The sequence below is a fragment of the Sphingorhabdus sp. 109 genome, assembly GCF_902506555.1.
In the GTDB taxonomy this organism is placed as follows: Bacteria; Pseudomonadota; Alphaproteobacteria; order Sphingomonadales; family Sphingomonadaceae; genus Parasphingorhabdus.
In genome coordinates this window covers 3434694-3457730 of record NZ_LR732707.1, presented here as the reverse complement: position 1 = coordinate 3457730, position 23037 = coordinate 3434694, and the positions used below count along the sequence as shown (strand labels likewise).

Annotated in this window: 16 protein-coding genes; 2 read left to right on the top strand and 14 right to left on the bottom strand. The window is 56.6% G+C overall.

The features are described from left to right. Positions 1-82 precede the first annotated feature (82 nt). Entirely contained in the window at positions 83-1321 is a 1239-nt protein-coding gene (locus BOSE62_RS16475) for an MFS transporter (protein WP_159647802.1), read from the top strand. 129 nt (positions 1322-1450) lie between these two features. Here the strand turns inward: BOSE62_RS16475 and BOSE62_RS16470 are convergent, their stop codons facing one another. From BOSE62_RS16470 to BOSE62_RS16450, 5 genes are all read right to left on the bottom strand, one after another. Next, on the bottom strand, positions 1451-2368 hold the full coding sequence (locus tag BOSE62_RS16470; RefSeq protein WP_159647801.1) for a DUF2860 family protein: 918 nt from the start codon (positions 2366-2368) through the stop codon (positions 1451-1453). Then, the gene (locus BOSE62_RS16465) at positions 2365-4194 is read right to left on the bottom strand and encodes a glycosyltransferase (RefSeq protein ID WP_159647800.1); all 1830 of its coding nucleotides are present in this window, start codon (positions 4192-4194) and stop codon (positions 2365-2367) included. Before BOSE62_RS16465 ends, BOSE62_RS16470 begins: the two co-directional genes overlap by 4 nt. Further along, positions 4191-5756 (bottom strand): cellulose biosynthesis cyclic di-GMP-binding regulatory protein BcsB, encoded by a 1566-nt coding sequence (locus BOSE62_RS16460; protein WP_159647799.1) that lies wholly within the window; start codon positions 5754-5756, stop codon positions 4191-4193. The genes BOSE62_RS16465 and BOSE62_RS16460 overlap by 4 nt, the downstream gene beginning before the upstream one ends. 24 nt (positions 5757-5780) lie before the next feature. Next, complete coding sequence (locus tag BOSE62_RS16455; protein ID WP_159647798.1) at positions 5781-7046, bottom strand: NAD-dependent epimerase/dehydratase family protein; 1266 nt, start codon at positions 7044-7046, stop codon at positions 5781-5783. A gap of 429 nt (positions 7047-7475) precedes the next feature. Then, entirely contained in the window at positions 7476-8546 is a 1071-nt protein-coding gene (locus tag BOSE62_RS16450) for a glycosyltransferase family 10 domain-containing protein (RefSeq protein WP_159647797.1), read from the bottom strand. Positions 8547-8684: 138 nt separating this feature from the next. Between BOSE62_RS16450 and BOSE62_RS16445 the strand changes: the two genes are divergently transcribed. Continuing rightward, the gene (locus BOSE62_RS16445) at positions 8685-9872 is read left to right on the top strand and encodes an endo-1,4-beta-xylanase (protein WP_159647796.1); all 1188 of its coding nucleotides are present in this window, start codon (positions 8685-8687) and stop codon (positions 9870-9872) included. A 310-nt stretch (positions 9873-10182) separates the two neighbouring features. On the opposite strand, the gene BOSE62_RS16440 is transcribed toward BOSE62_RS16445, so the two are convergent. From BOSE62_RS16440 to BOSE62_RS16400, 9 genes are all read right to left on the bottom strand, one after another. Beyond that, positions 10183-11214 carry a sugar kinase gene (locus BOSE62_RS16440; RefSeq protein ID WP_159647795.1) on the bottom strand — a complete coding sequence of 344 codons (1032 nt, stop codon included), beginning with the start codon at positions 11212-11214 and terminating at the stop codon, positions 10183-10185. An 11-nt stretch (positions 11215-11225) separates the two neighbouring features. Beyond that, positions 11226-11879 (bottom strand): bifunctional 4-hydroxy-2-oxoglutarate aldolase/2-dehydro-3-deoxy-phosphogluconate aldolase, encoded by a 654-nt coding sequence (locus BOSE62_RS16435; RefSeq protein WP_159647794.1) that lies wholly within the window; start codon positions 11877-11879, stop codon positions 11226-11228. Positions 11880-11899: 20 nt separating this feature from the next. Next, entirely contained in the window at positions 11900-12655 is a 756-nt protein-coding gene (locus BOSE62_RS16430; protein ID WP_159647793.1) for an SDR family NAD(P)-dependent oxidoreductase, read from the bottom strand. 39 nt (positions 12656-12694) lie between these two features. Continuing rightward, positions 12695-13981: an MFS transporter gene (locus BOSE62_RS16425; RefSeq protein WP_201295698.1), complete on the bottom strand. Its 1287-nt coding sequence runs from the start codon at positions 13979-13981 to the stop codon at positions 12695-12697. Beyond that, a complete protein-coding gene (locus BOSE62_RS16420; protein WP_159647792.1) occupies positions 13978-14349 on the bottom strand; it encodes a cupin domain-containing protein in 372 nt (123 codons plus the stop codon). The genes BOSE62_RS16425 and BOSE62_RS16420 overlap by 4 nt, the downstream gene beginning before the upstream one ends. Continuing rightward, positions 14346-16529 carry an alginate lyase family protein gene (locus tag BOSE62_RS16415; RefSeq protein WP_159647791.1) on the bottom strand — a complete coding sequence of 728 codons (2184 nt, stop codon included), beginning with the start codon at positions 16527-16529 and terminating at the stop codon, positions 14346-14348. The genes BOSE62_RS16420 and BOSE62_RS16415 overlap by 4 nt, the downstream gene beginning before the upstream one ends. Further along, on the bottom strand, positions 16526-18721 hold the full coding sequence (locus BOSE62_RS16410) for a polysaccharide lyase 6 family protein (RefSeq protein WP_236554103.1): 2196 nt from the start codon (positions 18719-18721) through the stop codon (positions 16526-16528). The genes BOSE62_RS16415 and BOSE62_RS16410 overlap by 4 nt, the downstream gene beginning before the upstream one ends. Before the next feature lie 184 nt (positions 18722-18905). Next, a complete protein-coding gene (locus BOSE62_RS16405; protein ID WP_159647789.1) occupies positions 18906-19646 on the bottom strand; it encodes a FadR/GntR family transcriptional regulator in 741 nt (246 codons plus the stop codon). A gap of 156 nt (positions 19647-19802) precedes the next feature. Beyond that, positions 19803-22895: a TonB-dependent receptor gene (locus BOSE62_RS16400; RefSeq protein WP_159647788.1), complete on the bottom strand. Its 3093-nt coding sequence runs from the start codon at positions 22893-22895 to the stop codon at positions 19803-19805. Positions 22896-23037 lie beyond the last annotated feature (142 nt).

The following is a 23037-nucleotide window of genomic DNA, read 5'->3' as shown; positions in this document are numbered from 1 at the left end:
TTTCTTCCATCCTTTCCTGTTATTTCGAACAGAGACCGTTTGAGCCGAGCCTGTCACCAATGATCCATTCCCCGCAAGAGAGGTGACCAAATTGGACCGTACTGGGGGATTTCTGGGAGAAGCCAGCAGCGGCGGGTGGAAGATTCTGCTGGCCGGCGTCATCGGCATGATATTGGGGATCAGCGCCCTTCCCTTCTACACTCTGGGCGTTTTCGTGCAGCCAGTGGCCAATGATTTCGGCTGGTCCAGAACGATGGTTGTCTCCGGCCTGACTTTCCAGATGGCCGGAACCGTGCTGGTGGCCTGGCTGGCGGGCTGGATGATCGACCGCTACAGCGTACGGAAGATCGCCCTGCTCAGCCAGGCGGGCCTTGCTCTGGCTTTCTTCCTGCTAGCGTTGCAGGATGGCTCGCTCTGGCTGTGGCAGTTGAACTGGTTCATACTGGCGCTTCTGGGCATCGGAACGTCCCCGATGAGCTGGTCCCGCGGCATAGTCGAACGGTTCGAAAGCGGTCGTGGCCTTGCCCTCGGCATTGCCCTGTCGGGCAGTGGTATCACTGCCTTTGCGGGACCGCCGCTGATCGAAGCGATTATCGAGGCATATGGATGGCGCGCGGGTTTTTATGCTCTGGCTGGCGCCGTCACCCTGATCGGAATTCCCTCCACATGGTTTCTTTTCCGGATCTCTGGCCAGAGGGAAGCACGCGGAGCCGCGACGACAGCAGTCCCGTTGACCGGGCTGAGCTTCAAACAGGCGCTTCTGACGCGCTATTTCTGGCTGATTCTCCTCGCATTTTGCACGATCACCTTCGCCGTGAGCGGAACCATTCCCAATCTTGTGCCGATCATGCAGACAATGGGGATCGGACAGGCCGCTTATTATGTGAGCCTGATCGGCATCGCGATTATCATCAGCCGTCTGATCAGCGGCTATCTGATCGACCGCTTCTGGGCCCCCGGTGTGGCTGCCATGCTGGTTCTGATCGCAGCCGGTGCCTGCGGGTTACTTTCCCAAGGCATAGCACCGGCCTTCGCCGTCATCGCGCTCGGCGTAGCCGCCGGAGCCGAGTTTGACCTGATCGCTTTCCTCTGCGCCCGTTATTTCGGCATGCGTGCTTATGGTCGCATCTACGCCTGGCTCTGGGCCGGCTTTGCTCTCTCGACCGGCACGGGATCAATCACGATCGCCTATTTCCTGGAAACAGGTCTTGGCCCATCCGGCGTCATGCTCGCGGTGGTCGGTGCCCTATTCATTGCAGCAGCAGCACTGCTGGGGCTGGGACGCTATCCGGACCCCCGGCAATGGGAACAGCCGGCCTGACCGGCGGAAAAGGCGTGTCACCGGGCATAATATCCGCAACCGCTTCATTACGGTTTTCCCGGGAACCAGTATCCGGTCCGGCTTCAGTTTCTTGTCGAATGGGGTGCCGTCCCGGCCAATGTGTCCGGACTATCTGTCCGTGAACTCGAAGGCATAGCGCAGTCCGATACGGCCGACAAATCCGTCATAATCGCGCACCGGGATATTTGATGCATTGCTGACAAAGCCGGCTTCGGCAAAAAGCGAAACCTGGTCCCAGGCTTGATAGTCCAGCCCCGCAACGGCGCGGATATGGGTGTCGGAGCGCTTGGCCGGATAGAGCTGCGAGAAATCATCCTCATAGTCGCGCTGCACCACGGACATACGACCGAAGCCAGTCAGGCTTTCGGCCAGCGGCGTGCGGCCGACCAAGCGAAAGCCATATCCCTTATAGCTAAAGCGATTGTCGTCTGCGTCATGCTTCAGTCCAAGCAATGAGAGATTGAAGGAGGTCGGGCCGCCCTTGGGGCGCCAGTTGTGGCGCAATTCGGCCAGCCACTCGGATTGGTCAAAACCGGTGAAGCGATCCTCGGACTGGTTGCGGAAACCGTAGCGCAGGCGCGCCGTGGTCGTATGCTCCCGGGAGTGCCGATGGATGAGCTGCGCTTCTGCCCGCGGACGATCGAACACGCGGCCGTCATCCCCCAGAACATATTGATATTCGGCACCCAGCCGCAGTTTCGTTGCCGCATTCTCTCCGAGCGGGAAGTCGGCCCGCAGCCCAGGTCCGAATGCATAGCGGTTGAACCGGCTGTCTTCCGGATAGAGGGCGACTTCTGCGCCGAAGTCCAGAAGCAACGGCCCCATGTCGTAGCCAAGCCGGACTTCGCTTTCCAGGACGCTGGCGATGCGATCCTGGTCAATGCCGTTCTCGATAATATCGGCCGGTACGACATCCCGCCCCGCTGCGACTTCTACCGTGGCAAAAAAATCGCCGTCGTTAGCCATGGCTGCACCGCTGAAATTTGCCGCGATAGCGAGTGTCATTATCGGAAATGCTGTTTTCATGAGCTTGTGTCACTTTGCGTCGAGAGAGAAGGTTGGCGAAACGATTTGGCCTTCCGGTTGATCGGAATGGTCAAGACGGATTCTAGGGTGAACCAGGCGCGCATGGCCCGGAACAGGATATATTCGGGTAGCGCCAGAAGCGCTGCGGGCTTGCCGTTGATCAGGATGGCGGCCACCGCCACCAGCATCGGAGCGCCGATCAGCACGGCGGCAATAGCTTGCCAGACCAACGGACTGGTCGGGTCGGTATCGGTGAAGAACTGGAATATGCCAAATAGCAGGATCGGCACCATCATCGCACGGCGGGCCGAATTCAGCAGCATATAGGGCAATACCAGCTTGCCCCGGATGGTCATGGATGACGATGTGATGATATCCTGGCAGCGCGAGGAGACATGATAGACCGACCGGAACCAGCGCAGCCGCTGCTCGCGCAGATGCGCAAAACTGGTCGGAACTTCCGAAACATAGCGCACCCGATGGTCGACAATCGCCCGATATCCCATTTCGCCGATCCGCAATGACATATCGGTATCTTCGCCGTTCATCCCCGAAGCAAATTCGCCTACGCTTTTCAGCGGTTCGGTCCGGTAAACAGCGAACATGCCGGGCACTCCGACGAGCCCCCAAAGCGCGCTCAGCGCCGGTGAATAATAGCCATGTTTCACCAGAACCTCGACCAGCCGGGCGCGGTCGAACATCGCGCCACCGGGCGGCATGGGAATACCGCCGACCACGCCTATTTCCGCATCGGAAAAATTCTGCACCGCGAGGGTGATATTGTCCGGTGCAATCAGTGTGTCGGCATCGATACGGATGGTGATCGGATGACTCGCTTCCGCTATCCCGCGGTTGAGGGCATGGGCCTTGCCGCTTTTCGCGACATGTATGATCCGTCCCTGCAAGGCGGTTGCTTCTGCGATCGCCTGGCGGGCTACTGCTTCCGTCTCGTCGGTGGAGCCGTTATCGAGAATGATCAGTTCGACAGTTTCGCCATAGTGCCGGGCAGCCGCGTCGATGTGCCGGATGGTTTCGGCAATGATATAGCGCTCGTTAAACGCCGGCACGATGATGCTGACGGGCGAGCGGAAATCATCCTCGGCATCCAGCCGCCGTTCGATCATGCTTATCAGATAAAGCTGGAAAAAAAGCAGCGGCAGAAACAGGAGGACGCCCGGACCAATGCCGCCGAGCAGGGTGATATCCCGCAATCCCTTTACCACGGCAAAATCGGAATAGCCGACAAAACCGGAAAGGGCCGCTGCAATGACAGCCGTCGCAGCCAGTCGCAGAACCGGGCGCAGGTTTTCATGTTCGCCGATTTCCATGTCCGCTTTCTCCGGCATCGACCCGCGCTCCAGCAACATCAGCGAAAACAGGCCGAAACCGATCAGCCCGGCAATGATCTGCACGACGGCCAGGGCATAGGGGTCGCCGAAGAGCGACAGGAAAATCGTATTCAGCAGATCGAGCAGACAACAGATCAACAGAAAGCGCAGGACAAGATCGAAGGCGAAAAGCAGCCGCGCAACGGCTGAACCACTGCCGAAGCAGGCAAAGGCGATGTAGAAGGAAACGATATAGGTACGGATCGCTATGGAATGCTGCCCGGTATAAGGCGCAAAAATATAATCCCGCTGAGGGAAAAGCCAGTCGAACCGGCCCGTACCAAAGGCCCAGAGCTGGAGTAAGGCCAGTAGGCAAAAGGTGAGCAGCATGGCCGGCACGCGCAACGGCGATACCGAGGCAGCCAGTCCGCGCGGGCGACTGTCGACCGATCCGAATTGGGCCTCTCGCCTGGAATCACTGGTGAGCGGTATGGTCAACCATCAATTCCTGCCGTATCGGGCAGTGCTTCGTCGTCGGCTATGGAGACAAGCAGTGCCACAGCCGAGCTGGACAGCGTCACGATCTCCCCGACCGGTCGGGCGATTACGCCGCCGTTGCGATCCTGCGACTTGTAGACAATCCAGTCACCGGGCTGAACGCCTTCTTTTGCGATTGCGGCAACAATGTCACCGCTGACAATGCGTATTTTTGCAGCCGTAGGGCCAGTGACGAAGGACAGGCCACGCGGATCCAGTTGCCCCAGCAATTGAGCGGCAGCCTGAGCGTCGACCGCGGTCTCCATTTCGCCAAGCAGCGCAACCGTATCGACAGCCGCCAGTTTTGCGCGCAAAAGCGAAAGGCTATCCGACGCGCGTTGTTCTCCGCCTTTCAGCACGGTTGCCGGCAGCAACTCGGCAACCGACTGCCGGTCGGTGCCGCAGCGATTATAGTTACCGTCTCCCGAGGCCAGCGATATCTCGATCTTGTTGTCCGCTTTGTGAAAATCGGCGGGCAGCGCTATCGACTGGCTGACTCGTTCGGTTTGCGGCGACAGCCGCCGCGAAAACAGCATATGGTCATTGAGCGCGACGGTGAGGTCATAAGGGGTGTTGCTGCCAGCAGGTCCCACAGCCAGACGCAGGTCCAGCGCAGACGGCAGTCTCTGGTTCGGCAGATCCGTAACGCTATAATGATAGCGCCAGCTGGTCTGGCGATCGAACTTCCGCATGCCGCGATTGACATTCTTGCCGGTAAACGGAATCGGATAGGCAGGCTGGACGAACACATCGCTATAGGGTTTCGCTTCCGCGGAGAGCTTCGTCAGAGCCGCGCTGTCCAGACCATTCGGACCGAAATGCAGCAAATATCCCTTTTGCACCAGCCGGGCGCCATGCACCAGCGATACCAGCGCCTCTTCATTTCCGTTGCTTTTGTTCCAGGAAACCGGCACCCGGCCGCCCCACAAGGCGAGTCGATCACTTGTCGTCTCGACTGCCTTGGCAAGCTCGAGCCGCAACCCGCTCTGGGGTTTGATCTCGACCACGGCGGCGATGGAGTCATTGGGAGAACATTGCGCAATCTCGCCACGACCCTGCAGACTCAATCCAACGTCAAGAGCACCCGAGGACAACTCACTGGCGGTCAGTTCGATTTGGGCTTTCTGTTCGCCCTTGACCTGATTTAGAAGAATGTCGGCGCGTTTGACCCCGTTGATCGACACCCGCAGAACACCTTCAACGCCTTCGGCGACCCGGCTCGAATACAGCAGTTCATACCGCCCGTTGACCGGGCGGGCATCGGTCGGCAAGTGGAAAACCAGCCCGGTGTAGGAAGGCAGCCCGCTGAGAATGAGGGGCGCGTCGGAATCCTGCCCTGTCGTGAAAACGCTGGTCCCGCTGGTATCAGATCCGAGACCGGACGCGCCTTCATAGTTGGAGAATTGCTGCTGCTCGCCGCCACTCAGCTTGGTCCAGCCGGATTTGAATGCGCCGCCCTGGCCCAATAAAATGAGCACACCGGCCAGCACGAAAGCCAGCAACCCTACACCTACTAATCTCATCTCATATTTCTTTTCGGTTTGTTGTTAAGCTGCTTTTTGGCATTGCTGCTGGCCCTGCGGGTCGTCATCGCCGCTTTCGGTATCTGCATTTTCCTGTCCCCCCAGCGCATTCGACCGGTCTTCATTCCAGGCCGTGCGTGCAGGGATTTTGTCAAGATTGATCCGGTCCTTGTAGCGCGATGATATTTCGATTGTATCGTCGAGCAGTCCCGCCGCGAGCAAGATCGGATCGAGGCCCAGCGCCCGCAAATGCCGGTTGCTGACATTCAGTTCATTTTCTTCTGCTTCCTTGCGCGGGTTGGGCACATAGGCAATTTCCGCACCGGTGATCGACGAAACCAGCTGCGCCAGTTCCTTGACCCGCAGGGTTTCCGCAACCTGGTTGAGGATCTTCACCGGACTGCCGGCTGCCGGCGGATTGTTGACGGCCAGTTCGACACAGCGAACCGTATCCTGAATATTGATGAACGCGCGCGTCTGGCCGCCCGTACCATGGACCGTCAGGGGATGGCCGACTGCGGATTCCACCAGGAACCGGTTCAGCACCGTGCCATATTCGCCATCATAGTCAAATCGGTTGACCAGCGCCGGGTGGCGACGGGTCTGATCGGTCTGGGTACCCCAGACAATGCCCTGATGCAGGTCGGTGATGCGCATCTTGTCGTTGTTGGCATAAAACTGGAACAGCAGCTGATCGAGCGATTTGGTCAGATGATAGACGCTGCCCGGATTGGTCGGATACAGGATATCGCGCTTGTGCCGCTGTCCCTGATCATCGGTCACTTCAACCGGCAGATAGCCCTCGGGCAATTCGAAACCGGCACCGGAATAACCGTAAACACCCATGGTGCCGAGATGCACCAGATGGGTGTCCAGCCCCAGATCATTTAGTGCCACCAGAACATTATGCGTAGCCGACAGGTTATTATCGACCGTATAGCGTTTTTCCTTCGGGCCGCGCATCGAATAAGGTGCCGCGCGTTGCTCGGCAAAATGGACAATCGTATCCGGCCGCAGTTCCGCGAGGAAATCACAAAATTCCTGATATTCCCGGGCAATATCGATAACGGCATAGTCAATCCGGTTGCCGGAGACTTCTTCCCATGCCTCGACCCGGATATCGATCGGTTCGATCGGGGTCAGACTGCGAATACCGAGTTCAAGATCAATCCTGCGACGCGACAGATTGTCCAGGATGGTCACATGATGACCCAGGGAAGACAGATGCAAGGCTGTCGGCCAGCCGCAAAATCCGTCACCACCAAGCACAAGTATTTTTTTGCCGTTCATAAGATAAGGCCCCATTCTTCAAAGATTATCGTTCAATCGGGCTAGCATCCCGGCCAGTTACTACTGGAGCGCAATTACTCTCTGCGCATCTTTGGTCTGGAGAATTCCGGCGACGACAACAATGGCAAATTACATTCTGTTAGACTTGTTTACATTTAGCTTTCACGGCGTTTGCAGCGCTGGTTTCAGCGGTTGGTAGACTAAGCCTCTGTAATCTTCTCACTATTTGCCGGGAATCAATCGTCGTTGACTGCCGGAGAACAAGTAGGCGCAATCTTCGCCATAAGACGGCACATCCAGGCAGTGGGACCGTTTTTCACCGGCAGATGCGCGTTGCGACTTAATCACTACTGATAGCCGCGAGGCTGCTTTTACGGTCGAGGCGGACAGTCTCGGACCTTACCGCCTCACCAGACAACGCCCGTCTGTTCACTGGTCCTGGGAACCATAATTAAGATCAATTCTCGTCAGTTGCATAGGCCGCCTCCGGTCCGGCTTGCCGCTCTCGGCCTTGACGAAGCGAGCCAGTCTGGCAAATACATTATATTCTTCCAGAACCAGCCGTTTTGCTTCTCGAATAGCATCCAGATTTCTTTCCCAGCGATCGGATTTGACAACATCCGCAATGATCCGGAAGACATCCGGGTCTTCCGGATCGAGGATAACCATACTCTCCGCGGGAAAGAATTTCGTGATCGCCGGACTGCCGTAATAGATCGGCATCGTCTCCGCCACGAAACAGTCGCCCAGCTTTTCTGTAAAATACCAGTCGTCCCGAAAATTTTCGAACGCAATGCTGTATTTATAGGGAGCGAGACCGTCCCATTTGTCGGTGACAGGACGAAACCCTCTCCCGAAATGGTCGAATGCGACATTCTGTTTCATCTTTTCGAGGAAAGCCAACCGATATCGATGTCCGGCCATTATCGATTCAGCCGAACATATCCAGGACAATGCGCGGGTCTTGTCAGGCGTTTCGCAGGATGAAAGATAGTCATATGACCGGTCAACCGTCCACATCGGCGTCAGAGAATTTTCAATCTGATAGCGGCGAGCAGGGGATGCGCTGGCCACAATATCGGCATCACAGGTCAGCACGATGGTACCATCTCCCTGGCCCCGGTGCCAAGGCCTATGCGTCGGCGTTGGAGGCTCGCAAACCGCGAGAATGGTACGGTTCGGTCGTCCCCAGAATCGCAAATCCCTTCTGTCCCAATCGAGATTGTTCAGGATCAGGTGCCAATCAGGGGCCGGGTTTTCCCCGCGGATGAACGCGACCCCATCCCAAACACAGCTTCCATTGGGTGTGGCACGGCGTGCAGCATCGACCAGATTGCCCCAACCTCCGTGGCGATGATCGGTCCAGTTATCGTAGCAGGAAACAATGATGTCAGCCGCTTTTGCCTGGGCAGGAGAAGCCAGCGGCCGTAGATCGGAGGACGGCGGAGCGAACCAGCCTTGCCGAAAATTACTCGCGCGCGCGCGGACGCGATGAAGCATGATGGACTCTCCAAGATGATTTCCGGTCGGAATAAAATTTTCGATACCGGCCCGGAGATTGCCAGTAGCATAGACTATTGGCAAGCTCCCCAGCTGATATTGGGGTCTGGAAAAGCAATTTCCGGAATTCGATAGCCGTTGACTTCCCGCGGCTATATCAGCTTAATCTTCACCATGCGACGGGACAGCCAACCGATAGAGCCGCAATTCACCCGCCGAGGGGTGCTACACGGCACGGTCTGCGCCGGATTTGCCCTCGGCAGCCCCCTTCCCGCTCTCGCGTCCGCCGGACCGGACGACACCCTATCCGCGATCGCGGCAAGCCGCGGCTTATCCTTCGGCAGCGCGATATCGGCGCGATGGCTGGGCAATGACAGGTTCGCCGGCCTGATCGCCCGCGAATGCGATACCATCACCACCGAAAACAGCCTGAAATGGAAATATCTCGAGCCGGACCGGAGTCGTCGAAAGGCGGCGCCGGCGAAAGCCCTTGCGGAATTCGCCCGACAACAAGGACTCGCCACCCGCGGCCATTGTTTCGTCTGGAATCATGACAATCGCATGCCGCAATGGCTCGTCGAAATGACCAGTGAATTGCGCCCTGGTCACCGGCGACCCTTGACAAGCCGCATGTGGCGGCATGCAGCCTATCTTGGCCGGGTCTTCCCGGATATCTCTTCCTGGGACGTCGTGAACGAGGCGATCAACCCGCGAAATGGTGATCTCCGCGACACCGCCCTGCACCGGCTGATGGGCGAACAGTTCATCGATCTGGCGTTCAAGATGATGAAGAGAAAAGCGCCCAAAGCACAGCTGGTTTATAATGACACGATGAGTTGGGATGCATCGCCATTGCATCGCAATGCAGCGTTGCGGCTGCTCGAACGGCTGTTGTCGCGCAATGTCCCCATCAATGCGCTCGGCATTCAGAGCCACCTTGGCAATACGCTGGGCAGGCCAAGGGACGAGAGCGGCTGGCGGCTGTTTCTGGAGGAGGTAAAGGCCATGGGGCTCGATATCATCCTGACCGAACTGGATTGCAGCGATCGCAATGTTGACCATCCGGATAAGGCCCGACGCGATACAGAGACCGCAGCATATACCAGAGGCTATCTCGACCTGACGCTGGATTTCGCCAATGTGAAGCAGATCATATTATGGTCACTGACCGATGCCACCAGCTATATGAACCGTCCCGGCTATCCGGACTATAAAAGGCGCGCCGACGGTCTGGCCTTGCGGGGTCACCCCTATGATGATCGCTGGCAGCGGAAGAAAATGCATACCGCCATCGGCAACGCATTGCGCGCGGCTCCCCGCCGCTGACATGGTCTCCCGGACCCTGGACCACAAGACCGCTCTGCCACCAGTGTGGCGGCGGCGGCCAAAAGGCGCTACCCTTGAATGTCTGGCGGCATCAGCCCTTCGCTAAGCTTTCGGATCGGCTTTCCCGTGATCACGGCAGGCCGGCGTGCCGCCATCCCGGCTCGCTCCGCCCAATTCTCTCTGCACGCATTTTTCGAACAATATCTGCTCGCGTGAAGGATTGTCGTTAGCGACCCGTTTGGTTTGACGAGGGTTGCCCGACGCTGTGCCCCCGACAGACATATTGAGTTTGCTCGACAACATCCGGTGACTATCTCTGCACGCGACCAGATCCGTCGCCGGACATGAGTTTCTCGACCTCCGGTACCGTGACCCGGTTGAAATCGCCGAGAATGGAATGTTTCAGACAGCTTGCCGCCACCGCAAACTCGAGCGACTGCTGTCGGTCATCATAGGCATTCAGCCCATAGATCAACGCCGAAGCGAAACTGTCGCCGCCACCGACCCGGTCCACGATATCGGTCAGTTCATAGTGGCGGGACAATTTGAACCCCTGACCCCGGTCGCGCAGGCAAGCGGACCAGCCGTTGCGGTCGGCGCTGTGGCTTTCCCGCAGCGTGATCGCGATGGTTGCCATGTCGGGGTAGAGATCGAGTACCTTGTCCGACAGCGCTTCATATTTTCTGGTGTCGAGCTCACCGGCTTCGACATCGACATCAACGCTGATGCCGAGCGATTTCTGGCAATCTTCTTCATTGGCAATGCCGACATCGACATATTTGACCAGTTCGCTCATTATTTCTGGCGCGCTCTTGCCATATTTCCAGAGCTTGCCACGGAAATTGAAATCGCAGGAAACGGTCAGGCCCGCCTGTTTTGCGGCTTTCACACATTCAATACTCAGATCGGCAGAATCCTGGGTCAAGGCGGGGGTGATGCCGGTAATGTGAAGCCATTTGGCGCCGGCGAAAATGCTCGGCCAATCGAAATCTCCGGGCTTGCACTCGCTGATAGCCGAATGGGCGCGATCATAAATCACCTTGGACGGTCGCTGGTTAGCGCCGGTTTCCAGAAAATAGATGCCGACCCGGTCACCCGAGCGGCGAATGTGGCTTGTATCCACGCCAAAGCGCTTGAGCTCGCCAATTGCCGAGGCCCCGACATCATTGTCCGGCAGCGCCGAAACAAAAGCCGATGACAACCCGTAATTGCTCAGCGCAACGGCCACATTGGCTTCGCCGCCGCCAAATGTTGCTTCAAATGACGGTGACTGGAAAAAACGTTCATGCCCGGGTGTTTTCAACCGCAGCATGATTTCACCGAAGGACAAATATTCTGCCATTTCCGAATTCCTTATGATCTACCGGCACGTGCGAGAGCGACAGCTTCGCGCGCCAGGCTGGTTATTGCATCGTAATCGCCGGCCTCGATCGCCGCTTTCGGTGTGAGCCAGCTACCGCCGCAGGCAATTACCGACGGCACAGCCAGAAATTCACCGAGATTATCCGCAGACACACCGCCGGTCGGCATGAAACGCATATCGCGAAAGACCGAGCTCAATGCCTTGAGCATCGGCACCCCGCCGGCAAGCTTGGCCGGGAAGAATTTCACTATGCCCAGACCGAGATTATGGGCCTGCTGCACTTCGCCCGGCGTCATCGTTCCCGGGAAAACCGGAAGATCTTCCTCCTTGCAAAAATGGACCACCGCATCGACCAGCCCCGGCGACACGATGAACTGCCCCCCCCGGGCAGCGGCGGCTTTTGCATCAGCCACGGTCAATATCGTTCCCGCACCGACGGTGATACCGCTTGTCTCCGCAATAATGGCCGCCATGCAATCGAGCGCCGCGTCGGTCCGGAGAACGACTTCGACGACATCGAGACCACCTGCCTGCAATGCTTTCGCGGTCGCAACCGCAACCCGGGGATCACTGGCTTCGATCAGGGGCACCACAGGTGCAGCGGCAAATTTCGCCTCTAGTATCTGGTTTGTTTCGCTGGTCATTTCACGCTCGCAATTTTGGGTCAGGAGAAGAAAGTTCCGCCGTTGATGTCGATATTCGCGCCGGTGATAAAGCTGCTGTCATCCGACACTAGATTGGCTACCGTGCGCGCAACCTCTTCGGAATTGCCCTGACGCCGGAGCGGGGTACCGGCAGCTACAGCGGTCCGCACTTCGTCTTTGGTAAATGTGTCATGGAAAGCCGTAGCAATCATACCGGGGCACAGCGAATTGACGCGGATGCCTTTGGGTCCGAGTTCCTTGGCCATCGCCCGGGTGAAGGTCATCACCGCCCCTTTTGATGTACCGTAAGCCGCCGCGCCGGGGCCGCCGCCATCACGGCCGGCTTGCGAAGCGAAGTTCAATATCGCACTGCCCTCCGGCATATGCGGGGCCACGGCCTGGGTCATCATGAATGTCGAGGTTACGTTGAGCTGCATGACATGATTGAAAAATTCTTCATCCATCTCGGCAAGGTTCTTCCGTGCAACCAGTCCGCCAGTGACGTTGACCAGAATGTCGATCGTCTCGCCAAAGGCCGCAATCGATTCAGCCACCAGACGATCAACATCGGCCTGTTTTGTCACATCGGCCTGGACCAGTATCGCGCTCCCACCGGCGGCTTTGATCGCATCCAGAGTGGCCTGCCCATCGGCTTCATTGTTGCAGTAGTTAACCACAACATTGGCGCCTTCGGCAGCCAGTTTTTCAGAAACGGCGCGGCCGATATCACGGCTACCACCGGTTACGATCGCAGTCTTGCCCTTGAATTTAGTCATATATTTTTCCCTGTTTTTCAAATGAGGAGGAGGAAGTAATCAAATATTTTTCGGTTTCAGAGGTTTGATGTCGGTGCAGAGGACCAGAACCGACAGGACAGTCATGATCGCCAGTCCGGCGCCGACGGCAAAGGCTGGCGCGTAGCTGTTGACCGTGATGACCGGAATCAGGAAGTTGAGCCCCACCACGGCCAGCTTGGCAGCGGTGCCGGCAAAACCAGCCAGCGAAGCAACGGATTTCCCGCTGTAAAAATCGCTCGGCAATGTCTGGATATTTCCGACCGCCGTCTGGAAACCAAAAAGAATGGCCGCCATCAGCAAAACCGCGATCAGGGGCGAAGCCGCGACAATCGTCAGCAACAGCGACACCAGCATGATCAGCCCGCCCAGTGCGATCACCAGCTTGCGCGTCTTGTTGACGGTCCAGCCCGCCTTTATTAGCCGGCCGGCGAGCAGCCCGCCGAACCATGCGCCGAACATCGCGCCGACATAGGGAACCCAGGCATAGGTTGCGATTTCCTCGACGCCGAAACCATAGGTTTCGAACAGATAAAGCGGCAACCAGCCGACAAACAGCCACCAGATCGGGTCAAGGAAGAAGGATGCCATGATAACGCCCCAGCTTTCCTTGCGCGAGAGAATTTCGCCCGAGTTCGGCGCATAGGTAGCCGCCTCGTTGGTCTCGGCATTTTTCTGGCCGGTCAGGATATATTGCCGCTCGTCTTCCGTCAGCCAGGGATGGCTTTCGGGGCCGGATTTGTAGATGATCAGCCACGGCACGAGCCACAGGAACCCAAGGGCGCCGACGGCGATGAAGGTCGCTTGCCAGCTGCCCAGAAATACAAACAGGATGCCGATGATCGGTGCCGAAATAATGCCCCCGATCGCAGCTCCGGAATTGAAAACACCTTGGGCGAGCGCACGTTCGTTGATCGGGAACCATTCGGCATTGGCCTTGGTCGCACCCGGCCAGTTGCCAGCTTCGGACAGGCCGAGAAGACCACGGAACACGGCGAAGCTCATCAGACCGGTCGCCGCGGCGTGCAACATCGTGGCAGCGGACCAGACGACGATCGACAGGACGAAGCCAAGACGTGTCCCGATCCAGTCAAATATCTTGCCGAACAGCGTCTGGCCGAAGGCATAGGCGAACGTGAAGACGTTCAATATGATCGCATAGTCGGTTTTGGTAAGGCCGATATCTTCAGAAATCTCAGGCCACAAAAACCCCAGAGCGCCGCGGTCAATATAGTTGATGATCGTCGCCAGGGCGACCAGACTGACAATGGCCCAGCGGAGATTTCCGACTTTTTTCACAGCGCTCACGATTTTTCTTCCCCCGTTGCCAAAAAGTCTTCCCGTTGCGGATTGAATATATCGAGCAGCGAGCCCGCTTCGATGCAGCTGATTCCGTGATCGGTATCGGGCGAAACAATCACGCTGTCGCCGACATCCAGTTCCTGTTCCCTGCCGTTCACGACGGAGAGAAAACGGCCCGATTCGATATAGCTGATCTGGCTATGCGGATGCCGGTGCACGTCGCCGACGGATCCGGTGTCGAACCACAAGCGACAGAGCATGAGATCCGGGCCATAGCTGAGGATTTGCCGTGTAATTCCTTCGCCGACAGTTTCCACGGGTACATCCGAGGCGTGGACGAATGTCTCGCTGCAATTTTGTGAGGGTGCGGTCATCGCTTTGCCTTTCCCGCTGGCAGGTCAATACGTGCGGCGAATCCGGTCCAGGTCAACATTTGATCGCCAAGCTTCACCGAATGTTTCTTTTCGGAATCGGAATCGTAAGACACAACAAGAACGACCTGCTTGCCGTCCAATTTTTCCACGATGACGATGTCAGAACCATTGACGCTTTCATGGCTGAGTGATTTTATCAGGCTGTCGCTGCCAACCGTCTGCTCGGCCGCTCCGTCATAGCGACCGTGCGATTCCAACAAGCTGACAAAGGTCGTATTTTGCGCGTCCCTGGTCCGCTGGATAATAATCGGCTCGCGGCGAAGATTGAAACGGGGGTCATTGGCACCGATTTCCGCCAAAATGGTTTCCGCGCCTTGTTGCGGTACAAATCGGTAGGTGTAGAATCGTCCATCGAGCAGGGTTGTGACAAATCCATTCTGCCCTTGCGGCTTTCCGACCGCATCAACCCAGATATGCTGATAGCCGTTGCCGGTTCCCAGCACCGGTCGCGCGGCGATATGGGATTCGGTGTCAAAGCCGACCCGCATGATATGCCCCTGATAATGCAGCGGCAGATCATATTGATGCGGGCTGTCGGATTGCACGCGCACGATATCCAGAGCGACCGGCGCAGATAGGCCGTCGACCGGAAACAGCGCCAATGTCCGGATGAAGCGGGTGTCGGGATAGGCGCCCTCGATCACGGCGGAGCTGATTTGCGCGCCTTCGGCATCCGAGAAATAGAGCTGCTCAGGTGCGATCGAATCCGCGATCTTCACTTCGCCATCGAAATGGCTTTTTTCATCGACCACCAGCGTATTGTGGGCAATCGTCTGCTTGGCCCAGCTTTCATTCTCGGACAGGTAGCGGCCGCCGTCCTTGGCCTCGATATTCAGGAAACGCGCCGCGCCATAGTCGCTGATAATCTCGTTGCCATTGTCATAATATTGCCAGCTGAGCTTGTCGAAATGGCCATGTCCCATGCCTTGCGAACTATTCTTCGCAACCAGCGCCTGGCCGCTTGTGCTGTCCCCTTCGCGCAGGATGGCGACCGCGCCCTGTTCGCCTTCGGGTCCGTCACTCAACAGCAGCGATTTGAAGGGGAAGGGCATGGCCTTGCCAGCAGCCAGATCATCGGCGACCAGATTGCCGTCATCGGTCAGCACGGTCCGTCCTTGCCACTGGGCAATCGACAGCAGTCCGGGATCGCGGGTCTTGCGATAGGCGATGGCGACGCCGTGATAGAGCTCATCGGTCTGCAGGCTCTTGTCCTTGATCGCGTCGTTGAACGGGAAGAAATAGCCATCATAGGTCAGCTGGATGGTGGTGCGCAGCGCCTTCAGCAATATGCCGTCACGATGTTCGAAAATCTTGCGCGCCGGATCGTTCTTTTCGATTACCCCGGCAAAAACCACGAAGGGCTTCAATGCAAAGCGCTGATAATAGGGCCCTTCGGTATAATAGCCGTCGGGGGAAAAGAGCAGTTCGCTCTGCCGCAAGAATCCGGTCTCGCCGCTTTTGTCCAATCCGAGCAGAGCAATGTCGACCAGTTCCCTGTCGTCCAGAACATAGCCCGTCATCCCGACACCGGCCGTGGCCCATGTCGCATGGTTGTGGATCTTGCTGAACGTCACCGCCGAGCCGGTGGAGAGGAACTCGGCTGCCTTGCGGAAGAGATTATCGTCGATATTTTTCCGGTCGGTCTCTGACAGGCTGTCGCGAATGGCTTCATAGCCTTGGATGCCATGCACCATCCACATCGCATCGTTCAGCACCTGCCAGAAAATCCGCCCGGAGCTCTGGCTGTTCTTGCGCGCCGGATGCTCGTCCAGCGTGGGATAGAGATCAGCATAGGCCAGCAACATGTCGCGCACATAGTCGGCATATTGCTGCTCGCCGGTAATCCGGTAAAGCTGGCCGCCTTCGTAAATCGCCTTGTAATTACGCTTGTGCTGCTCGTGCGTGTAGCCACCACCAGGATCCCTGGGCACAGGAACGACCACGCCCGCATCCATCATCTGATCGACAAAAGCCCGGGCCCGATCCAGTTCGCTTTCGTAGAGCGGCGCATATCTTTGTGCCGCCGCGTCAGATTCAGTCGGGGAGGAACCGACCGGCCCGGCCACGGCGGCAGAAGATGCAGCAGCCCATAGTGCGACCGCGATGAGCCTAGTTCTCATGGTCTTGCTGCGCCTTCAAACTGATTGTCGGCAAGGATCGCGCGATGCGCGCCTTGAAAATCCAGTTCCTCAAGAACCGGTGCGGGCATATTTTTCGACTGGTTGCCGGTGATCCGAGTTTGCGGTCGACCGACGGTGTGGACGATCTTGATCGGCGCAGCATTCAGGAAACTATTGTTGTTGATATCGCTATATTGCACCCCGTGCAGAACCATTGATGATCCTGTGGCGTTGTTGCTGCTGCGCCCCACATTCATGAAAGCGGAACCGGTCAGGGAAAAATGCGGCCCAAATGTACTCTCGTCCCGACCACCCCGGTAAATATTGAAAACAGTATCGCCGACATCCCTGAAACTGGAATCCGCCACGGCAACATATTCGACATTATACTGGCCGTAATCTTCGGCTTCCGCCGCCGCCTGCAAGACCGATCCGGAAATATTGGCAAATTTGCTGTTTCTGATGCTGATCCGATCCGCAAACGAACTTTTGCCCAGTGCGATGACGTGGAAGGACTTGTTGACGTCCAGATTCGCCACGGTAACGCCGTCAAGCTCGATCAGAAAATTGGACTGGATCGGGTAAATCGCTGTCCGGATAACCGCATTGCCAACCGAATCCGGGGCCAATTCTCCGTCAATGACAAGATTGCTGAGGCGCAGACTTCCGCCCTGCCTGATTTCGACTAGCGAGGGCCTTGCAAAACGGATTCTAGCACCCGCATTTTCGGGTCCTGCGATCGAAAGGACCTTGTCCAGCGGCAGTATCTTGTTCACCAGATAGTCGCCGGCGCTCAACATCAGTCGATCGCCGTCGGAGGCTTGGGCAAAAGCCTCGGTCAGCGTGTCTTCGCCCGGGCGCACGGATACGGTCTGGCCGGTTTCGAAACGGTCGCCTGCGGGCGGTTTGGGATACCAGTGCACTCCAACCTGATCGCGCGTAACGGGATCCAGATCACGCGATACGCCCTTTTGGGAGTCTTCCGGATAGAGCAGACCGTTTTCCGCCCGGATGAGAGTGATTTCGCTTTCTGAAATCCCGGCTATTGGCTTTTCGAGCTTGCCATCAACGAGCATGTTTCCGGCGAATGCGATGCCGCTTATATCATCCTGGACCTTCAAGAAGGTACCGGAGCCAGTACCGCCGAGCAGATTGTTCTCGAAGCGACTGTTAACCGGGGCTGCGGATCGTTCCGCATCGGCACCCGCCGCGAATGTGATGCGCGTGCTGTCCACGACGCTGTTATTCTCGATGACGGCATTGTCGACCTGGACATAACGATTCACGGGCGAGTTTGGCACGCCGTTCATCACCGTCAGGGCACTGGCAAAGCCTGTGCCGCGCAGGCCTTCCATATAATTGTTTCGCACCGTTTGATCACGATTGATGACCCGGATGCCACCGGTGTGGTCCTTGCCGTTACCGAGGAACACATTATTCTCGACCAGATTGCCATCACCATGGCGCAGCGTCAGAGTGCCGCTGGATTCATAGAATATATTGCCGCGAAAGACATTCCGGCCGGCTTTCGAGGAGATGATCTCGACCTCGCCATCGCAGCGGTCGAAATAATTATTCTCCACCAGAGTGTTGGAATCGAACATCGAATATTTGCTGGTCCCGATCCGCAATGTCTCGCCACCGTTCGAACCGAGAACAGGCCGATGTCCAAAATAATTATGGTCGATGCGATGACCGTTTTCTTGACTGCCCTTGCTGTCCAGCCGGACCGCCAGGGTCACACCCTTGTTGGTCTTGCCGGCCAGATGATTGTGATCAAAACGGTTGTTCTTGCCATACATCCCGACCCAATAGTCGGACTCATATCGATCGGGCTTGCTGAACCCGTCGATCACCACCTCGGTGACGCGGCTGTTGCTGGCGAGATCCTCTTTGGACCGGCGAAAGGAAATGACTTCTCCAGTGGGGCTATAGCCGTTCAAAAACACCAAACCTGTGACCAGAATATATTCGCCGCCAATCCGCAGATTAGACTGACCGGTAATTACGACTTTCCCGGGATCCTGGGAAATCAGGGTAATCGGCTTTTCCTTCGTACCCTTGCCGGAAATCTTGATCTCGAAATCATGCCATCTGCCATTGGCGAGGATGATGATATCGCCGGCCACGAGCTTCTTCGCAGCAACATTATATTCGTCGATATTTTTAACGAAATATTGTTCGGCCTGCACGGGGGCCGCCATCAGCCAAATGCAAAAGCCAGCAAGACAGCGCCCTGTCCACATTCCCCGTCACCCTCTCTTATTATCTGGGAACGGGCTATCAGCAGAGTCGGCTGGAGTCAACCAATTGATGCTACCAAATACAATATTTGTTCATACCAATTGGTATGAGGGCTTAGCCATTGGGTAATTGTCAGCCGAGTTTGACCGAGGACAGAAAGCGTTCGCGGCTCTCATTGGCACGCTGCTGCACCTCCTCCAGCGCCCGCTTCTCGGTCGCATCCAGCATCGCCTCGATCAGGCGCCGGAAATGACTGTGCATGGCCTGTCGTGCCGCCAGCGGATTGCGTGATGCCAGGGCATCATAAATTTCCTGATGCTCGTCGGTTCTGGTGCGGACATCATGCTCGCAAACCGATTCATACGCGGCCTTCACATCGGGCAGTTCTTCCCGCATCCGCCAAAGCGTTTTTATCGTATGAACGATCGCCGCATTGCCGGATGCTTCGGCGATCGTGATGTGAAAATGCTGATCCGCCTGGGTGGAGACCTCTTCGTCTTTCGAATCCATTTCCTTGATGAATCTGCCGAGCTTGGCGATATCTTCATCCGTAATATTCTGGGCAGCCAAAGCCGCTGCTTCGGCTTCAAAGAGCGACCGCGCTTCGGTCAATTCAAAGGCACTGACGTCTGGCAGACGACTGTCGTCACCAGGCTGTTTTTCGCTGACATAGACACCGGAACCGGTCTTTATTTCGATCCGGCCAATCGCCTGGAGCGCAATTTCGGCTTCGCGTATAGTAACCCGGCTGACACCAAATCGCTCAGCCAGTTCACGCTCACCGGGAAGCCGCGCACCTACCGGAAACACGCCGTCCTTGATCAGATCGGTGATTTGCTCCGCCACGCTATGGAAAAGTCGCTTTTCGCCCATATTCCCTGTCTATCCCATTGAAAGATTGTTACTTCGCCATCGTTTCCTTCTATTAGCCCAGCTGCATACCAATTGTCTACTCCAGCCTCGACTAGTCTTGTTGCAAAAAATGGCGTAGCGGGCTCAAGCTCCCGCCACGCCACCCCCCGTACGAAGCTAGAATTTGAACTGCACACCCGCAAAATAGCGTGGCCCATAGACCTGGATGGCGCCGAAATCATCTGGCGCGCCGCGATAATTGGTCCGCGGTTCGTTGAACAGGTTGATTCCTTCGAGCGTGAACTTCACATTGTTGTTCAGCCGGAAAGAAACACGGGCTTCGAACACACTGACATCGTCAACATATCGGACGCGTCCCGGCGTCGCGACAAACTGCTGGAAGTAATTGCTGCGATATTTGTAGACGCCCTGGAAATCAAACGGACCGATTTCATAATATAGCTGCGCCGCCAGAACGTGCTTGGAAAAACCGAACAGGTTTGAAGGCACGATCAGACCGTTGCTAACCGTCGTTCCAGTCGGGGTCGGGGTTGTGATTGCTCCCAGGGTATCGTCTTCGAACTCGAAATTCGAATCCGCATAATTGTAGCTTATCTTGAAACCCAGACCGTCAAGCGGCGCCGGCAGATAGCTCAGGCGATGCGCAGCGGTGATCTCAACGCCATAAATTCTGCTTGTATCGTCACTGGTCGCAACCGATGTCGTAAAGAGATCGACGTCCTGATTGTTGATAGTGAACGTCTCGGTAAAGCCGATTGCATCAAATCCGCCATCGAAACTCTTGTAATAGGCGTTGAAAGCCAGGATCGTATCCTCGTTGGGATACCATTCGAGACCAGCGTCGAAATTCCACGAAAGCAATGGTTCCGTCAGCGGATTGCCCGTCGCGCTGACATTGTTGAAGCCTCCGGCAATGGCATCTGCCGGCGTTGCAAATTCGTCATCGTCATTGAAGCTGAAGACCCGGCCATCGCCGAGCGACGAAGGGTCAGGACGCGACAGGGAACGATAGATGGCAAAGCGCCCGAGCAGATTGGGCTGGAATTCTGCAACGATGTTCAGGCTGGGCAGAAATTCCGTGTAGGAATTTTTCGTCTGCCGCTGGATCAGGTTGGTGGTATCTTCGACCAGCACAAATCCGGCGGTGCCGTCACCATCGACATCATCGACAACAACGTTGAAATCCGAACGGAAGCCGGTGGAATTCACCAATGTCTTGACTACCCGCAAGCCCGCGTTTCCGCGAATTGGGGTGTCACCAAGATCACCATCAAAATTGGCCTGGATATAGGCAGCCATGCTGCGCTCGGTCACATCCGTATTTTGCGCGGAATCGAAATTTCCGGACGGATAGATCGGAACGCCATCGTCGTCAAACTGCAGACCCGACGGATCCTCGCGCTCGAGAACCTGCGCAATGCACAAAGCATCGAATGTGGCATAGCTGTTGGAAGTACCGATCACATTGCCCGACGCGTCGACATTGGTAATAAGCGGGTTTCCACCGGATATGGAAGACAGGAACCCGGTTTCGGGAAAGCTCGTCCGGCATTCCCGGTTGGCAGCGGCCAGAGCGCCGGTACCGTCGGTGTCATTATAGCTGTTCTCAAACCGGCTGGCGCCGAGCGCACCCGGAACGTCGCGGTATCTCAGCTGCTGATAGCGGGCACCGGCCTGGATTGTGTTTATGAAACCGTCCATTTGATATTCGACATCGCCGCGGAATGCCCAGACGCTATTGAACCGATCCTGCTCCAGATCAGCGCGCAGTCGCGGATCATTGGCAAACAGGTCATGATTGGTCACATCAAAATTCTGGGTGACAAAATTCAACCCTTGCGAGCCGTTCTGGAGAATCTGAACAGCCGTTTCAACCCGGTCATTGGTCGGGCTGCCATCGCTTTCAAACGCATTCGGCCATGCAGCGGCACCCGTGATATCTTCATTATCTTCGGTGCGGAAGCGGATCTGAACCGCCTGCTCCACCCGCTGGGTTCTCGAGTAAGAGCCATCGAGCGAGATTTTCACGCGGTCGCTGACTTGCGCATCCAGCGAGAGCCCGCCACCATAATATTCCTCGTCGCGCTCCAGATATTCGCTGACCGCTTCGATCCGCTGTTCGTTGGTAAACTGACGCAACGCGCCGGTTTCTGTATAAATAAGCGGATATCCCGGAATGGCATTGGCATCGCCCAGACCGTCAATCCGGCGGCCTTCGGCAAAGTTCAGGTCGCTGCGCTGCTCTTTGAACAGACGCTTCGAATATTGGAAATCCGCGTTGATGTCGACGTCGGGGCTTGGCTTGAACTGCAAAGCGCCGAAAAAGGAATCGCGCGTATCATCGGTAATATTGGACCGGAACGCATAGCTGTTCCGGGCAATGACGAAATCGTCGGTGACACTGCCATCGCGCAGGCCGTCGATCGTACCGCCGCTGGTATCGCAATTGCCATCATCAAACACGCCGTCGCCAGTGTCTGTTGGATCAACCACGCAGGCCCGGATGGTGTTGGAAACATTGGCCTCCTGCTCGGGGTTGGTCGTCTTGTTGCGGGAATAGCCCAGCGAGATACCAAGCTCGGCGTCACCCAGCTGGAACTGGTCAACATAGCTGCCGGTAATACGATAGCCAAACTTCTGGAACCGCTGATCCGCATCAATATCGAGATTGTCGGGATTCGCATTCAGCTTGAAATTTCCCTGGAACCTCCGCTTGCCATAGTCGAGCGCCTTGATGGATTCGAGGGCAATCTGGCCGGCCACGCCACCTTCAATATAGCTGGCAGCCTGGGTCTTGTAGATACCGATCTTGTTGAAAAGTTCGGAAGGGAACTGGCTGAAGTTGACCGAGCGGTCCCCGCTACCATTGGATGCGATGCGGCCGTTGATCACGGTTGAACCCAGAAAGGGTCCGAGACCACGGATCGAAATTTCGGTAGCCCCGCCCTGCTCCCGGTGGGAAGCCGCGCCGGTCAGGGTTTCCAGTGCCTCACCGATCGACAGTGCCGGAATGTCTCCGATCTCTTCGGCCGACAGCGCATCGAATACTTCAGTCGATTCACGCTTGGCCTCGATAGAATCCTGGATTGTGGCACGGATACCGGTAACAACAATCGCGCCTTCATCAGGCTGGGTCGATTGCGACCAGACAGGGGTGGCGATCATCGTCATCGCCGTACCCGCTAAAAGTGCTGTTGAAAAACGCCGCCGCGATCCATTGTCGCGCGCAAAATCCGCCGCCTGTTTCATAAGATCCTCTCTGTTTTGTCTTTATATTTTTCTGGCAAGCTGCCTGCCGCCTACCTATATGTCAACCCCTAATGCATACCAATTAAATTAAATCCATCATACCAATGAGATGATGGATCAATATTTCATCTGGAACAGCGCG

Coding starts and splice junctions, on each gene's coding strand:
- BOSE62_RS16470 (WP_159647801.1), bottom strand. CDS start 2,368: ATGAAAACAGCATTTCCGATAATGACACTCGCTATCGCGGCAAATTTC.
- BOSE62_RS16460 (WP_159647799.1), bottom strand. CDS start 5,756: ATGAGATTAGTAGGTGTAGGGTTGCTGGCTTTCGTGCTGGCCGGTGTG.
- BOSE62_RS16455 (WP_159647798.1), bottom strand. CDS start 7,046: ATGAACGGCAAAAAAATACTTGTGCTTGGTGGTGACGGATTTTGCGGC.
- BOSE62_RS16450 (WP_159647797.1), bottom strand. CDS start 8,546: ATGCTTCATCGCGTCCGCGCGCGCGCGAGTAATTTTCGGCAAGGCTGG.
- BOSE62_RS16440 (WP_159647795.1), bottom strand. CDS start 11,214: ATGGCAGAATATTTGTCCTTCGGTGAAATCATGCTGCGGTTGAAAACA.
- BOSE62_RS16435 (WP_159647794.1), bottom strand. CDS start 11,879: ATGACCAGCGAAACAAACCAGATACTAGAGGCGAAATTTGCCGCTGCA.
- BOSE62_RS16430 (WP_159647793.1), bottom strand. CDS start 12,655: ATGACTAAATTCAAGGGCAAGACTGCGATCGTAACCGGTGGTAGCCGT.
- BOSE62_RS16420 (WP_159647792.1), bottom strand. CDS start 14,349: ATGACCGCACCCTCACAAAATTGCAGCGAGACATTCGTCCACGCCTCG.
- BOSE62_RS16415 (WP_159647791.1), bottom strand. CDS start 16,529: ATGAGAACTAGGCTCATCGCGGTCGCACTATGGGCTGCTGCATCTTCT.
- BOSE62_RS16405 (WP_159647789.1), bottom strand. CDS start 19,646: ATGGGCGAAAAGCGACTTTTCCATAGCGTGGCGGAGCAAATCACCGAT.
- BOSE62_RS16400 (WP_159647788.1), bottom strand. CDS start 22,895: ATGAAACAGGCGGCGGATTTTGCGCGCGACAATGGATCGCGGCGGCGT.